This window comes from Frigoribacterium salinisoli, assembly GCF_054781095.1.
The window spans coordinates 71,044-85,508 of the sequence record NZ_BAAGVB010000005.1; the positions used below are offsets into that span (position 1 = coordinate 71,044).

A 14,465-nucleotide genomic window follows, 5' to 3' on the forward strand; every position below is an offset into this window, starting at 1 on the left:
CGTGGCGCGCAGCACCCCGGCCCCGGACGCCACCGACGTCGACCCGCGGGTCTGGCGGCTCCTCGTCGTCGGAGCCGTCGGCGGCCTGCTCTCGGGCGCGTTCGGCATCGGGGGCGGCATCGTCATGGTGCCGCTGCTCACCGCCTTCGCCGGGCTGGACCAGCGACGGGCGTCCGCGGCGTCCCTCGCGGCGATCCTGCCGGCCTCGATCGTCGCCGCCGTCACCTACGCCGCCCAGGGCGAGGTCGACGTCGACGCCGCCCTCTTCGTCGCACTGGGCAGCATCGTCGGGGCCCTCGCGGGCGGATGGCTGCTGCCGCGGGTGCGCGTGCGGGTGCTGCAGTGGCTGTTCGTGGGGATGATCGTCGTGGCGGCCGTGCGCCTCCTGCTCACGGAGCCCGAGCGCGCAGGAGGCGCGGCCACGTCCGCCGCGCTGCTCCCGGAGGGCCCGGCCACCTGGCTCGGCCTCGTCGCGCTCGGCCTGCTCATGGGCGTCGCCTCGGGCCTGTTCGGCATCGGCGGCGGGCTCGTCGCCGTGCCCGGGCTCGTCACCCTCTTCGGGCTCGGCGACCTCGTCGCCAAGGGCACGTCGCTCGTCGTCATGGTGCCGACGGCCGCCATCGGCACGGTCGGCAACGCGCGACGCGGACTCGTGCGCGTGGGCCCCGCCCTGCTGCTCGGGCTGGCGGCCACCGCGACCTCGTTCGGCGGCGTCGCGCTCGCGTTCGTCATGCCCGCCCGGGTGTCGACCGTGTCGTTCGCGGTGCTCCTGCTGCTCGTCGCGGTCCAGCAGGCCGTGCGCGCCGCCCGCCGCGCCCGCTGACGCCGCCGGGCCGCGCCCGCTCACGCGCGGGCTCCGCGCCCCGCGCCCCGCGCCCCGCGCCCCGCGCCCCGCGCCCCGCGCCCCGCGCCCCGCGCCCCGCGCCCCGCGCCGATGTGACCCGACGTGCGGCCTCCTGCCCTTGCACCCGGCAGTTCGGGTCACATCGATCTACTGGGCGGGCTTCCAGGCGGGCAGGAGTGGCGCCTCCTGTCCGCCTGGCACGATGGGCCCGTGACCGACCTCGACCTCGACGGACTGCTCGCGGTGTGCGCGAGCCTGCCCGCGGCCGAGCTCTCGCACCCCTTCGGGCCCGAGCTGGCCGTCGCGAAGGTGCGCGGCAAGGTCTTCGCGATCGTGCCGCTGGACCGGGCGGTGCTCTCGGTGACCCTCAAGGCCGCGCCCGAGCACGGGGAGGCCCTGCGGCGCGCGCACCCGGAGGTCACGCCGGGCTGGCACATGGACAAGCGGCACTGGATCACGGTGCGCCTCGACGGCGCGCTCGACCGCGTCGCCGTCGAGGACCTCGTCGCGAACTCGTGGGACCAGGTCGTGGCGGGCCTCCCCCGCGCCCGCCGCCCCCTGGCCTGACGCCCGCCCGCCCCACGCCTACCCGCCTGCCCGCCTGCCCGCCTGCCGTGCGAGCCGACGCCACGCGAGCTGGTGGCCTGGTGGCCTGGTGGCCTGGCACGTCACCAGCCATCGAAGTGACCCGAACTGCTGCCTGCAGCCACCGCGGACGACAGTTCGCGTCACCTCGTCGCGCACAGGTCGAGCACCCCGAGTCCCCGGGCACCTGGCGCACGTGCCCGCACCGGAACGTCGAAGTGACCCGGACTGCTGCCTGCAGCCACCGCGGACGACAGTTCGCGTCACCTCGATCCCTCGACGACGGGCGGGCGGGCAGGGGGCGGGCGAGGCGGGCGGGCGACCGCGGGCGAGGTCAGCCGCGGACGCGGTGCGGGCGGACGACAGCGGGCACGCCCACGGCGACCACGCCCTCCGGGACGTCCTTCGTCACGACGGCGTTGGCGCCGATCGTGGCGCCGGCCCCGACGACGACCCCGCCGAGCACCGCGGCACCCGCGCCGACGGTGACGCCGTCGCGGAGCTGCGGGTGGCGACGCCCCCGCACGCCGGGCACGCCCCGCCCGCCGAGCGTGACCCCGTGGTACAGCGTGCAGTCGTCGCCGACGACGGCGGTCTCGCCGATGACGACGCCCGTGCCGTGGTCGATGAACACGCGTCGCCCGAGCACGGCCCCGGGGTGGATCTCGACGCCGGTGGCGGTGCGGGCGAGCTGCGCGAGCACGCGGGCGAGGGTCCGTGCCCCCAGGAGGCGCGGCACCCCGGGAGCACGCCACAGCCGGCTGGTGAGGCGGTGCACCCACACGGCGTGCAGCCCGTTGTAGACGAGCGCGGTCTCGACGGCGCCGCGCGCGGCGGGGTCGCGGCGGCGCACGGTGGCGAGGTCCTCGCGCAGGCGCGCGACGAGGTGCGGTCCGGTCACGCCCCCGTGAGGCCCTCGAAGAGCACGGTCGACAGGTAGCGCTCGCCCGTGTCGCAGACGATCGCGACGATGCGCTTGCCCGCGTTCTCGGGGCGGGCCGCGATCTCGAGCGCGGCGTGCACGATGGCGCCCGACGAGATGCCTGACAGGATGCCCTCCTGCGTGGCGAGGTCGCGGGCGACGCGGAGGGCGTCGTCGAGCTGCACGGGGAACACCTCGTCGATGACGTCACGGTCGAGGACCTCGGGCACGAAGTTGGCGCCGATGCCCTGGATCTTGTGCGGCCCGGCCTTGCCCTCGCTGAGCAGGGGCGAGTCGGCGGGCTCGACGGCGACGATCCGCACGCCGGGCACCTGCTCCTTGAGCACGTGGCCGACGCCCGTGATGGTGCCGCCGGTGCCGACGCCGGCGACGAAGACGTCGACCTGGCCGTCGGTGTCGCGGAGGATCTCGGGCGCGGTCGTGCGGCGGTGGATCTCGGCGTTGGCGGCGGCCTCGAACTGCTGCGCCCAGACGGCGCCCTCGGTCTCGTCGACGATCTGCTTCGCGCGCTCGACGGCGCCGCGCATGCCCTCGCTGCCGGGGGTGAGCACGATCTCGGCGCCGTAGGCGCGGGCGACGGCCCGGCGCTCGACGCTCATGGTCTCGGGCATGGTGAGCACGACGCGATAGCCGCGCGCGGCGCCGATGAGCGCGAGCGCGATGCCGGTGTTGCCGCTCGTGCCCTCGACGAGGGTGCCGCCGGGGCGCAGCTCGCCGGACTGCTCGGCGGCGTCGACGATGCCGACGCCCAGGCGGTCCTTGACGCTCGCACCCGGGTTGTAGAACTCGAGCTTGACGACCACCTCGGCGCCGCCCTCGGCACCGAGCCGGTTGAGGCGCACGAGCGGGGTGTCGCCGAACGCGGAGGTGATGTCGCCGTGGATGCCGGGCATGCGGTGCTCTTTCGTCGGTCGCGGCGCCCGAGGGCGTCAGGAGGCGGTGGTCGGGGTGGACGCGATCCTAGCGCTGGCGGGTCCACGCCACCTCGGCGTCGACGCCCGCGGGACGCCCCGCGACGCGGCCGGGACGCCGCGCGTCGAGGGCCGGGCGCCTAGGCGCGGACGCCGCCCTGTGCCGGTCGGTCGCGTCCCGCCGAGGGGGCGGCGACCAGCTGGACGAGGCGCCCCCAGGGGGAGCGGACCCGCGCCGAGCGACGGGCCTGCCGCTCCCCGGTGCCGGCGGCGGCGAGGTCGTGCAGGTTGTTGCGGCGGGTGCCGTCCCAGTTGGCGTAGAGGTAGGCGCCGCCGAAGGCGTCCCAGGCGGTGACGGGCACGAGGTCCCAGCTGGTGGGCCCGGCGACGTACGTCGCCCGACCGGACTGGATGTCGGCGACGACGGCGGAGGCGGCGAGCACGCCGTCCGAGGTGACGACGGTGGTGATGCCGCTGTGGTCGCGGCTGACGAACTCGATGTGGTGGTTCACGGGATCCGATGGTGTGGAGGGCGGGCACGGTCCCGTCGGCAGCGCCGCGGGGCGCCCGTCGGGAGGAACCCTCGTCGCTTCCTGGTCCAGCCTGCACCCTCCTGGGCCCCCGGCGCACATCGACGGGGTGGCTCGACGCCGGCCGTCGAGCGTGCTACGCCGTCCGCACCGGGCGCCTCAGAGCCAGCTGCGCTCCCGCGCGACCCGTGCCGCCGCGTGCCTGGACCCGCTGCCGGTCTTCGACATCGCCGACGACAGGTAGTTGCGCAGCGTGCCCTGGGCGAGGTGCAGCCGGGCGCTCATCTCGCGGACCGACAGGCCCTCGGCGGTGAGCCGGAGCGCCTCGAGCTCGCGGTCGGTGAGCGGGCAGTCGTCCATCATGGCGGCGGCGGAGATCTCGGGGTCGATCCAGCGGCGGCCGGAGTGGACGTGCCCGACCACCCGGACGAGCTCGTCGGGGTCGATCGACTTCGGCAGGAACCCCCGCACGCCCGCGGCGAGCGCACGCCTGAGCACGCCGGGCCGTCCGTGCCGGGTGAGCAGCACGACGGCCTGCTCGGGCCGCTCGGCGAGGATCGCCCCGGCGGCCTCCACGCCGTCGAGGCCGGGCATCTCGAGGTCGAGCAGCACGACGTCGGGCCGGTGCCGCGCCGTGAGGGCGACGGCCTCGGTGCCGTCGGCGGCCTGGGCGACGACGACGACCCCGCCGTCGAGCTCGAGCAGCGCGGCGAGGCTGCGCCGCAGCAGGGTCTCGTCGTCGGCGAGCAGCACGCGGATCACGGGGTCGTCCTCGCCTCGGTGACGAAGCTGCCGTCGCGGGCCTCGGTGCGCAGCACGCCGCCGACGGCGGCGAACCGGTCCCCCAGGCGGGCCAGGCCGCTGAGTCGCCGCGGGGCCTCGTCGACGCCGTCGTTCTCGAGGCGCACGCTGCCGGGGCCGAGCGACACGGTGACGCGCGTCGCCTGGGCGTGGCGCAGGAGGTTCGTGGTCGTCTCGCGGACCACGAGGCCGAGCAGCTGGTCGTGCGGTCCGTCGGCGGCGGGGGCACCGGTGACGGCGACCTCGATGCCGGCCGCGCGGAGCAGCTCCAGCGAGTTCGCGAGCTCGCCCGCGAGCGTGGTGCTGCGCCGGCCGTGCGCGAGGGTGCGGGTGTCGGCGATGGCGCGGTCGATGAGCCCGGTGGCCTCGCGGAGCCGGGCCCGCGCCTCCTGCGGGTCGGCGTCGAGCAGCCGGTCGGCGAGCTGCAGCTGCAAGCGGCTGACGTGCAGGGCCTGCCCCTGGATGTCGTGCAGGTCGGCGGCGAAGCGGTACCTCTCCTGCACGACGGCGAGCTCGGCGCTCGTCTCGCGCAGCCGGTCGATCGCGAGGTAGAGCCCGAAGGCGTACCGGTTGAGGCGGAAGAGGCCGATCGAGGCGCCGACCGCCGCGAGGCCCACGACCGGCCCGACGGGCCCCGTGCCGGCTCCGGACGCCTCGACGACGAGGGCCGGCCCGACGACGACGCCGACGGCCGCGAGGGTCCACGGCCAGGCCAGGAGCGGCGGCGCGGTGGTCGCGAGGCCGAGGCTGAAGGCGAGCGGCACGACGGTGGCGAGGAGGTCGCCGGTCGTGAGCCCGACGACCCAGACGGCGGTGCCGACGAGGACGGTCGCGAGGGTGAGCGGCCACGGTGCGCCGCCCTCCCAGGAGAACGCCTGCCAGGCGGCGAGCGCCCCCGCGACGAGGGTGCCCGCGACGATCCCGGGCGTGCTCGCCTGCAGGGCGCTGGCGGCGACGTAGACGACGAGGATCGCCACGAACGACCAGGTCGTGTAGCCGCGCATGCGCCCGAGGGCCCGCACGGCGGCGTCGTCGACGACGGGCGTCGCCGCGGTCCCGCTGGTGGTCGTGGTCACGGGTCCACGCTATCGAGGCACCGGGGGCAGGAGGCGCGGGTCGCGTCACGCGCACCCGTGACGTTCGTCACGTCGACCGGTGCGCGACGGCACTGGGCGCGGCCGCCGCGAGCGACGAGCGTGGGGGCCATGACGAACCGCAGCCCGCTCGACCCGGTCCCCTCGACCTCCTGCCCCTCCTCCCCCCTGCCCGACGACGTCGTCGTCGAGGCCCGCGGCCTCGGCGTCTCGTACGCCGGGCACGAGGCCGTGCGGGGTCTCGACCTCACCGTCCGGCGGGGCGAGCTGTTCGCCCTGCTGGGCACGAACGGCGCCGGCAAGACGACGACGCTCGAGGTGCTCGAGGGGCACCGCCGGGCGACGCGCGGCACGGTCCGCGTGCTCGGCGGGGACCCGACCGACCGTCGGGCGGTGCGGTCCCGGGTGGGCATCATGCTGCAGGACTCGGGGCTGGCCCCCGAGCTCACGGTGCGCGAGAGCGTCCGCCTCGCTGGTGCCCTGTCGGGGCGCACGGACGACGCCGACCGCCTCGTGGGGCTCGTGGGGCTCGCGGCCCGCTCGCGCACCCGGGTCGCGCAGCTCTCGGGCGGTGAGCGTCGTCGCGTGGACTTCGCGATGGCCGTGTGGGGCACGCCCGAGCTGGTGTTCCTCGACGAGCCGACGACGGGGCTCGACCCGAGCGCGCGCGACGACCTCTGGGCGGCCGTCGCCGCACTGCGCGCCGACGGCGTGACGTTCCTGCTCACGACGCACTACCTGGAGGAGGCCGAGCAGCACGCCGACCGCCTCGCCCTCATGCACGACGGCTCGATCCGTCGCGAGGGCACCGTCGCCGAGCTGTCGGGCGGGCAGGGCGCCTCGATCGCCTTCGTGCCGCCCGTGCCCCTCGACGAGCTGCCCCTGCCGGTCGCGCGCACCGAGAACGACCTCGTGGTCGTCGAGTCCGACGACCTGCAGGGCGACGCGGGCCTGCTCCTGCGCTGGGCCGGGGAGCGCGGTCTCGTGCTCGAGCGCTTCGCCACGCGCACCCGCGGCCTCGACGACGTCTTCCGCGACCTCTCGCACGGCACGGCCACGCGGTGACGCCGGCCGGCCCTCGACGACCACCGCACCCGCCCCCGGGCCCCGCACCCCTCGCACCCTCCCCGCCCCGATCCTGGAAGGACCCCTCGTGAACGCCATCGCCGCGGCCGAGTTCCGCATGATGTTCCGCAACCGCACCGTCGCCCTCTGCGCGGTCGTCGTCCCCCTCGCGTTCGCCGCGCTCTTCATCGGCCTCGACGCCTACGGCAGCACGGGCGCCCTCGCGGCGGTCGTCGCGATCACGATCATGGGGATGGGCACCTACGTCACCGCCACGACCACGCTCGCGTCCCGGCGCCAGGCCCTCTACCTCAAGAGGCTCCGGGGCGGGATCGTCGGCGACCGGGCGCTCCTGGCCGGTCTCGTCGGGCCCGTGGCGGCGGTGACGATCGCCCAGCTGGTCGTCGTCGTCGGCGTCCTCGCCGCCCGCGACGTGCCCGTGCACCCCGTGCTCGTGGCGGTCGCCCTGCTCGCCGCCGAGGCGATGTTCCTGGGCCTGGCGCTCGCGACGAGCGCCGTGACGACGAGCGCCGAGCACGCCCAGTACACGACCCTGCCCGTCTTCCTCGCCGCCGTCGGCGTGGTCGTCTGGCTCCAGCTCACGGGCGTCGACGAGTGGACCGCCGTCAAGCGCGCCCTCCCCGGCGGCGCGACGGCCGAGCTCGTGATCGCGGCCTGGAGCGACGGCGACCTCTCGGCGGCGCCCGCGCTCGTCGCGATCAGCCTGGCCTGGGCGGTCGTCGGTGCGGCGGTGGGCCTCCGCGCCTTCCGCTGGGAGCCGCGGCGCTGACCCCGCCGCGGCACCGACCCGGCCGGCACCGACCCGCCACGCCCCGCCCCGCCACGACGACGGCGGCCGCCCCTCGGGGCGACCGCCGTCGTCGTCGCCCGCCTCAGCGCAGCTCGACCCCGTACAAGGAGTAGCCCCACGGCGTGGCGCGCTCGACCCCACGGAACCTCACGTACCGCCACTCGCCGGCCACGGGCAGCACCTCGGTGCCGCCCGTCGCGGCGGTCCGGGCGGCGAGCGTGGTCCAGGGGTCGTCGGCATCGTTGCGCGCCTCGATCCGGTACGAGCGGGCGTGCGCGCCCTCCCAGGTCAGCGTCGCCTCCTGCACGGCCGTCGGCCGGCCCAGGTCGAGCTGCAGCCACTCGTCGTCGCTGCCGCGGCGGCTCGCCCAGCGGGTGCCGGGGTCGCCGTCGGTCGCACGCGTCGGCGCGAAGGTGCCGGACTCCTCGGACGACGCGGTCACCGCCGCCGTGCGCGCGAGGTCGGGCGTGGGCGCGCCCTCGCGCGAGAGCACGCGCAGCTCGTGGAGCGAGTACCCCCAGCCGGTGTGGCGGGCGGTGCCGAGCATCCTGACGTACCGGCCCGCGACGTCGGAGAGCTCGTGGCGTTCGACGCCGCCGCGGCCCGCGGTCTCGGTGGCGACGGTGCGCCACGGGTCGGTGGCGGCGTCGCGAACCTGCACCCGGTACGCGTCGGCGTAGGCGCCCTCCCAGTCGAGCTCGACCGCGTCGAGGGGCAGCACCGAGCCCAGGTCGACGGCGATCCACTCGTCGTCGCTCCTGGCGCTCGCCCAGCGGGTGCCGCGGTCGCCGTCGACGGCCTGCCCGCCGCCGAGGTCGCCGCGCTCCTGCGACGACGTCGTGACCCGCTTGCCCCGGGCCACGTCGCGCAGTCCGCCGACGGGCTCGACCTCGGTCGTGCCGTCGGCGAGCACCGTGATCGTCGACGTGCCCGTGACGTCGCCCACCGTCGCGGTGACGGTCGCGGTGCCCGGCACGGCCGGCGCGGTGTAGGTGCCGTCGTCGGCGATCCGCCCGTCGCCCTCGAGGGACCAGGAGGCGCGGGCGGCCCCGCCGTGCCCGTCGCCGTCGTACGCGTGCGCGGCCAGGCGCACCGTGCCGCCCGTGGTGACGGCCGCGGCCCGGGGGCCGACGAGCACCGTGCTCGGCGTGATCGCCGTCGCGGCCGGGGTGCCGGAGACCGTGAGGTCCCAGATCGAGTGGCCGTACTGCGTGAGGCGGTCGGTGGCGTGCACCCGGACGAGGCGGGCGGTCTCGCCGACGGCGACCCGGTCGGCGCTCGCGTCGGCCTTCTCGACCGTGCGGACGGTGCGCCACGGGCCCTCGGCACGGTCGGCCACCTGGAGCTGCCAGCGTCGGGCCGCGGCCGCCTCCCAGCGGACGCCGACGGAGGCGACGTCGGTGGCCCGGCCGAGGTCGACGGTGAGGTCGACCTCGTCGACGCCGTGCTCGCTCTCCCAGCGCGTGGTGGGGTCGCCGTCGACGGCGCGCGCCGCGGAGCCCTGGCCGCTGGTCGCGGTGACGGTGGCGCGCAGGGCCGCGTCGGGCAGCTCGCCGACGCTCGACGCGACGGCGCTGCCCTCGACGCCCGCGCTCGTGGCGACGACGTGGCCGGCGCCCGGGCCGGTCGTCACGAGGACGCCGTCGGCCGAGATCGTGCCGGGGCCGGTGTAGGACCAGGCGACGGCGTCGGCGAGCGCGATCGGGTCGCCGTACTGGTCCCGACCGGCGGCGGCGTAGGTGCGCGGCTCGTCGACGACGAGCTGCGCCGAGCCCGGCTCGACGGCGAGGCCCGTGAGCACGGGGGCCGGTGCGACGCGGAAGTCGTAGCTCGCCGACACCCCGCCGAGCGTCGCGGTCACCGTCGCCGTCGGGGTCCGCGCGGTCGTCGTGAGGCGGCCGTCGGCGTCGATCGTGCCGGTCGTCGTCCCCCAGCGCAGCCCGTCCAGCGGCACCGTGGCGCCGTACTGGTCGTGTCCGACGGCGGTGAAGGTCGTGGTCGAGCCCGGTGCGAGCGTCGTGGGCGAGCCCTCGGCCGTGACGTCGACGCGGGTGAGCTCGGCGTCGAGGTGCGAGGTGATCTGCGTGCGTGCCGGGACGGCGATCGAGCCGACGACCCGGTCGCCCTCGCGCACCTCGAAGCTGCGCTGCTCGTCGCTCGGGTTGGCCACCACGTACGACCATCGGCCGTCGGCGTCGCGGTGCACCTGGCTGAACGGGGCCACCACGCGGCGGTCGTCGACGACGGGGCCGAGGCCGCGGTTCGACAGGGCCTGCCAGTGCACGAGCCCGGCCATGGAGGTCCCGGTGACGGTCGGGTCCTGCGCCGCCCACAGCGCAGCGTGGACGTCGGCGTAGACCTCGGGGTCGTACTGGGCCAGGAACCCGAGCACGACGTTGCCGAGGGCGTCGCCCATCTCGCTGAACACGCGCGCGGCGTGCGCCGTGTCGCGGCCCGGTTCGTAGTCGGTGAGGTCGACGCCGTACAGCTCGGCGATGGCCTCCGGGTCGGCCCGGTAGTCCGTCGAGAGGAACCCCAGCAGCGGCGAGGGCACGGGCCAGTCCTGCGGCAGCCGGTCCGCCTCGGCGCCGGTGAGGCGGGCGGGCACGAGCGAGGCCGGCAGCGTCTCGGGCGTCCACCACCGGTCGTCGAAGACGACGCCGCCGCGGTCGTCGACCGAGACGTAGAGCGTGTCGGTCGCGGCGTCCCAGAACGGGTTCGCCGCGGTCCGCTGCGTCACGTAGCCGGGGTGGTGCCGCTCGACGGCACGGACGGCCTCCTGGATCTCCCGGATCGCGGCGGGCTCGTCCTGGGTGATCTGCACGTCCCCGTAGCTGCCGACGCCGTACCAGCGCTTGGTGACCATCTGGACGCGTCCGACGTTCGCGCCCGCGGTGCCCTCCTGCCCCACGACCTCGGGTCGTTCGGCCATCATCTGCGCCATGATCGCCCGCGAGAGGCCGGGGTCGCGCCCGAAGTACGAGAACCAGGGCGCGGTGGGCATCCACTGGATGCCGTAGATCCAGGCGGGGTCGCCCGAGAAGTAGGTGGCGTACGCCTGGCCCGAGTCGTAGAGGATCCCGGCCTGCGCGTGCCCGTAGGCCTCGGGGAAGGCCCCGTCGCCGTCGTAGCTGGCCGAGGCGGGGTTGCCGGAGGCGTCCTGGTAGTACTCGAGGACGGCCGCGCGCTCGGTGACGTACTGCATCGCCCCGGCGGCCTGCATGCGCTCGTCGCCGAGGACGGTGCCCAGGAGGAACGACCCGGCCGCGGCCTGGATCGCCTCGGAGGACGACTCCTGGTTGTTGCCGCCCGGCGACGAGAAGCCGCCGGCGTTCGAGTGCCCCTCCCAGACGCTGGAGGTCCGGAGGTACGGGAACCGGTCGTCGTCGCGGTCGGCGTTCGCGTACTGCTTGTTCACCAGCGTCGCGACGTCGCCGTAGCGGGCGAGCCACTCAGGGTCCTCCGCGCCGAGGACCGCGGTCGCGACCGCGAAGTAGCCGTGATGGAAGTGCGCGTCGTTGAACTGGGCCGACCCGTACGAGTCGCCGAAGCCGACGAGCGCGCCCCACGTCGGGTACATCGCGAAGAAGTGCTCGCGCTCGCCCTCCGTGTACGTGTACCAGTCGGTGAGGGCCGCGGTGAGCGACTCCGTCAGCGTCGCACGGCTCGCCTCGTCGCCGATCTGCCGGGCGACGAGCAGGTACTGCGCGAGCTGCTGGAGGTCCTTGCCGCCCCAGTAGGTGTCGCCGCCGTAGGTCGTCCGGGCCGCGTACTCGCGGACGTAGCGCTGCACGATCGCCCGCTGCTCGTCGTCGAGGACGTCCGCACCGGGGGCGCCCCCGATCGGGGCGAACCCGGCGAAGTCGTACTCGAGCCGCCAGCCGTCGTGGCCGACGGAGGTGCGCATCGTGCCCCGGGGCGTCTCGTAGGTGGCCTCGCCGAGGTCGAGGTCCGCCCGCGTCGCCTGCCCGTACTGGTGCTTCAGCCAGCCCTGCACGGTGTCGCGGCCCGTGCCCTCCAGCGGCTCGGCGTCGACCGACCAGTCCTGCACGACGGTGCCGGCCTCCTGGTCCCACCGGTGGTCCATGCGCGTGCCGCGCGGCACGGCGAAGGCGGTGCGGTGCAGCTCGTCGAGCGTGAGCCCGGCGTCGGGGACCGCGCTCACGACGAGGTGCGGCGTGCCCTCGGCGGCCTGCAGCACGTCGCCCGACCGGGTGAAGGTCGTGCCGGCCGGGGCGTGCACGCCGAAGACGTGGCCGCCCTGGTCGACGCGGAACCGGTCCGTCGTGACGGGGAACGCGAGCCGGTCGCCCGCGGCGTCGGTGACGACGGCTCCTGGGGCCAGGGTGAGCCGCGGCGCCATGCCGTCGAACTCGAACCACGTGTAGGGCTGGCCCTGCGCGAGCGTCACGTCCATGTGCTGACCGCCCGCGCCCACCTGCGGCATGCGCCAGCTGACGTTCCAGTCGCCCCAGCGGAGCGCGTCGGCCCGGTCGGCCCGGAAGTCGGTGGTCCACTGCGCCGCGAGGTCGGTCGCGTCGTCCGTGGCCACGACCTGGTCGACGAGCACGTGGGCCCAGCCGGCCGTGAGCTGGTCGACGACGCGCAGCTGGGCCGTCCGGCCCGCCAGCTCGGCGACGTCCCAGGTCACCCACCGCAGCTGCTCGCTGTTCTCGCCCGTGGCGCTGCGGACGACCTCGCCGTCGACCAGCAGCTCCAGCGCCTCCTGACCGGGGTGCGCCCCGCCGCCGACGAGGGCGGCGATCGCCGCCGTGTCGACGGTGAACGCGGGCGAGGTCAGCGTGCCCGTGGCGCCGTCGCCGGCGTCGTCGGTGAACGAGTTGGCGAAGCCGTCGCCGAGCCAGCCGGAGACGGCGCTCTGGCCCCGCGCGGTGCCGGAGGCGGTGGTGGCGAAGGCCGTGCCGGTCGCGGTCCAGCCGTCGGGCAGGCCGTCCTCGAAGTCGGCGAGCACGGTGCTGCCCGGGGCGGGCGCGGGGGTGACCTGGCCGCTGACGGTGAGCGACTGCGTGAGCCGCATGGCCGTGCCCTCGGCGTTCCAGTCCTTCGGGTAGCTGAGCTCCGTGCCTGCGGCGCTGTTCGACGCCACGAACGGGTTCGCCCAGAGGTCGCCCGAGAAGCGGCTCACCACGAGGTCGGTCCACCACTGGTTCGTCGGCACGGGCTCGCCCGCGCGGGAGGGGTCGATGAACAGCGGCTTGTCGAGCGTCGCCCGCACGTCGGCGTAGCTGGCGATCGTCGACGGGGGCGTCGGGGCGTACGAGCCGGCACCGAGTGCGACGCCATCGGCGGACGGCGCGGCCGCGACGGGCGCAGGAGTCGCGGGGTCGCCGGGCGCGGCGGCTGCGGCGGGCACGACGCCCGTGGCGACGACCGCGGCGGCGGTGATCCCCACGAGGGCCCGGAGCAGCGGGGGCGGGACGGGACGGGTGCGGGACGGCATCGGGCTCCTCCAGGGGTCGAGCACGACGCTAGCGTCCAGGGGGCGCGTACCGGTCGGTACGCAGCCGTCCGGGTCACCCCAGAGTGGGGGCTACCGGGCCCGGTGCTCCTCGCCGTCGTCTCTGCCAGCCCCGCCCTCGTGCTCGTCGGGCACGACCAGCAGCTCGGAGACCCGTCGGCGGTCGACCGCCGTCACCTGCAGGCGCGCCCCGTCGATCTCGACGACGTCGCCCACGCGGGCGAGCCGCCCGAGGGTCTCGATGACGAAGCCCGCGACGGTGTCCGACGTGCTGTCCGGCAGGTGCAGGCCCGTGGCCTCCTCGAAGTCCTGGAAGTTCAGGCGGCCGTCGACGACGCCGCCGGCCTCGCCGAGGTCGCCCGCGGCGGTCTCGGTGTCGTACTCGTCGAAGATCTCGCCCACGACCTCCTCGACGAGGTCCTCCAGGGTGACGATGCCGTCGGTGCCGCCGTACTCGTCGACGATCACCGCGATGTGGTGCCCGTCCGCGCGCATGGCCGTCAACGTCGGCAGCACCCGGGCCGTGGCGGGCAGGTACGAGATGGTCCGGACGATGTCGCGCACGGGCGTCGTCCGGTCGCGCGAGATCGCCTCGAAGAGGTCGCGCACGTGCACGAAGCCGACGATGTCGTCGATGCCCCGGTCGACGACCGGGTACCGCGAGTACGGCTGGTCGTGCACCTCGGCGGCGGCGTCCGCCACCGTGCCGGCGCCGTCCACGGCGGTGACCTCGGGGCGCGGGCGCATCACCTGGCTGAGCTGACGGTGCCGCAGCGAGAGCACGTCGTCGAGGATCCGGCGCTCGTCCTCGGGCAGGCCCTCGTGGCTCGACACGATGTCGCGCAGCTCCTCCTCCGTCATCTCCTCGCCCGTCTTGTGCGGGTCGCCGCCGAGCAGCCGGACGACGAGGTTCGTCGAGATCGACAGGAGCCAGATGACCGGACGCATGAGGACCGCGAAGACCGCGAGCACGGGCGCGACGGCGTAGGCGAAGGACGCGTTCCGCTGGATCGCGAGGCGCTTCGGGGCCAGCTCGCCGAGCACGAGCGACAGGTACGCGATCAGCAGGGTGAGCACGATCGTGGCCACGGTCGCCGCGAGCTGCTCGCCCAGGCCGAGGCCCACGAGCAGCGGCGTGACCGACGGCGCGATCGACGAGGCACCGTAGGCGGCGGACGCGAAGCCCGCCACGGTGACGCCGATCTGCACGGCCGCGAGGAACATGTTCGGGTCGCGCGCCAGGCCCGCGACCTTCTCGCCCCGCTTGCCGCGTGCGGCGATGGCGTTGACCTGGCTCTCGCGCAGGGTGACGAGCGCCATCTCGGTCGCGGCGAAGACGCCTCCGACGAGGACGAAGACCACGACGAGGACGATGTTGAGGACGAGGTCGCCGTTCATGGCC

11 protein-coding genes are annotated in these 14,465 nt (G+C 75.7%); 4 read left to right on the forward strand and 7 right to left on the reverse strand.

What is annotated here, in order from left to right; translation table 11 throughout:
• The first annotated feature begins 1 nt into the window (after nucleotide 1).
• Complete coding sequence (locus tag ACYVHQ_RS11935; protein ID WP_460513321.1) at nucleotides 2-823, forward strand: sulfite exporter TauE/SafE family protein; 822 nt, start codon at nucleotides 2-4, stop codon at nucleotides 821-823.
• Between the two features lie 231 nt (nucleotides 824-1,054).
• The gene (locus tag ACYVHQ_RS11940) at nucleotides 1,055-1,411 is read left to right on the forward strand and encodes an MmcQ/YjbR family DNA-binding protein (RefSeq protein ID WP_460513322.1); all 357 of its coding nucleotides are present in this window, start codon (nucleotides 1,055-1,057) and stop codon (nucleotides 1,409-1,411) included.
• A gap of 352 nt (nucleotides 1,412-1,763) precedes the next feature.
• On the opposite strand, the gene epsC is transcribed toward ACYVHQ_RS11940, so the two are convergent.
• The 5 genes from epsC to ACYVHQ_RS11965 all read right to left on the reverse strand — a co-directional run bounded on the left by epsC (nucleotide 1,764) and on the right by ACYVHQ_RS11965 (nucleotide 5,690).
• Nucleotides 1,764-2,330: a serine O-acetyltransferase EpsC gene (gene epsC, locus ACYVHQ_RS11945; RefSeq protein ID WP_460513324.1), complete on the reverse strand. Its 567-nt coding sequence runs from the start codon at nucleotides 2,328-2,330 to the stop codon at nucleotides 1,764-1,766.
• Nucleotides 2,327-3,265 (reverse strand): cysteine synthase A, encoded by a 939-nt coding sequence (gene cysK, locus ACYVHQ_RS11950; RefSeq protein ID WP_460513326.1) that lies wholly within the window; start codon nucleotides 3,263-3,265, stop codon nucleotides 2,327-2,329. The genes epsC and cysK overlap by 4 nt, the downstream gene beginning before the upstream one ends.
• 158 nt (nucleotides 3,266-3,423) lie before the next feature.
• Nucleotides 3,424-3,795: a hypothetical protein gene (locus ACYVHQ_RS11955; protein WP_460513327.1), complete on the reverse strand. Its 372-nt coding sequence runs from the start codon at nucleotides 3,793-3,795 to the stop codon at nucleotides 3,424-3,426.
• Nucleotides 3,796-3,972: 177 nt separating this feature from the next.
• Nucleotides 3,973-4,575, reverse strand: coding sequence for a response regulator transcription factor (locus ACYVHQ_RS11960; RefSeq protein WP_460513329.1), 603 nt, complete (start codon nucleotides 4,573-4,575; stop codon nucleotides 3,973-3,975).
• Nucleotides 4,572-5,690: a sensor histidine kinase gene (locus ACYVHQ_RS11965; RefSeq protein ID WP_460513330.1), complete on the reverse strand. Its 1,119-nt coding sequence runs from the start codon at nucleotides 5,688-5,690 to the stop codon at nucleotides 4,572-4,574. The genes ACYVHQ_RS11960 and ACYVHQ_RS11965 overlap by 4 nt, the downstream gene beginning before the upstream one ends.
• 129 nt (nucleotides 5,691-5,819) lie before the next feature.
• Between ACYVHQ_RS11965 and ACYVHQ_RS11970 the strand changes: the two genes are divergently transcribed.
• Nucleotides 5,820-6,773, forward strand: coding sequence for an ABC transporter ATP-binding protein (locus tag ACYVHQ_RS11970; RefSeq protein ID WP_460513332.1), 954 nt, complete (start codon nucleotides 5,820-5,822; stop codon nucleotides 6,771-6,773).
• 88 nt (nucleotides 6,774-6,861) lie between these two features.
• Entirely contained in the window at nucleotides 6,862-7,563 is a 702-nt protein-coding gene (locus tag ACYVHQ_RS11975; RefSeq protein ID WP_460513334.1) for an ABC transporter permease, read from the forward strand.
• Between the two features lie 103 nt (nucleotides 7,564-7,666).
• On the opposite strand, the gene ACYVHQ_RS11980 is transcribed toward ACYVHQ_RS11975, so the two are convergent.
• Together ACYVHQ_RS11980 and ACYVHQ_RS11985 are read right to left on the reverse strand one after the other, a co-directional pair.
• On the reverse strand, nucleotides 7,667-13,045 hold the full coding sequence (locus ACYVHQ_RS11980; RefSeq protein ID WP_460513336.1) for a discoidin domain-containing protein: 5,379 nt from the start codon (nucleotides 13,043-13,045) through the stop codon (nucleotides 7,667-7,669).
• Nucleotides 13,046-13,135: 90 nt separating this feature from the next.
• Nucleotides 13,136-14,461: a hemolysin family protein gene (locus ACYVHQ_RS11985; RefSeq protein ID WP_460513337.1), complete on the reverse strand. Its 1,326-nt coding sequence runs from the start codon at nucleotides 14,459-14,461 to the stop codon at nucleotides 13,136-13,138.
• Between the last annotated feature and the right edge of the window lie 4 nt (nucleotides 14,462-14,465).

Excerpts from the sequence above, each read along its gene's own strand:
- cysK (WP_460513326.1), bottom strand. The coding sequence starts at position 3,265 with ATGCCCGGCATCCACGGCGACATCACCTCCGCGTTCGGCGACACCCCG.
- ACYVHQ_RS11970 (WP_460513332.1), top strand. The coding sequence starts at position 5,820 with ATGACGAACCGCAGCCCGCTCGACCCGGTCCCCTCGACCTCCTGCCCC.
- ACYVHQ_RS11980 (WP_460513336.1), bottom strand. The coding sequence starts at position 13,045 with ATGCCGTCCCGCACCCGTCCCGTCCCGCCCCCGCTGCTCCGGGCCCTC.
- ACYVHQ_RS11985 (WP_460513337.1), bottom strand. The coding sequence starts at position 14,461 with ATGAACGGCGACCTCGTCCTCAACATCGTCCTCGTCGTGGTCTTCGTC.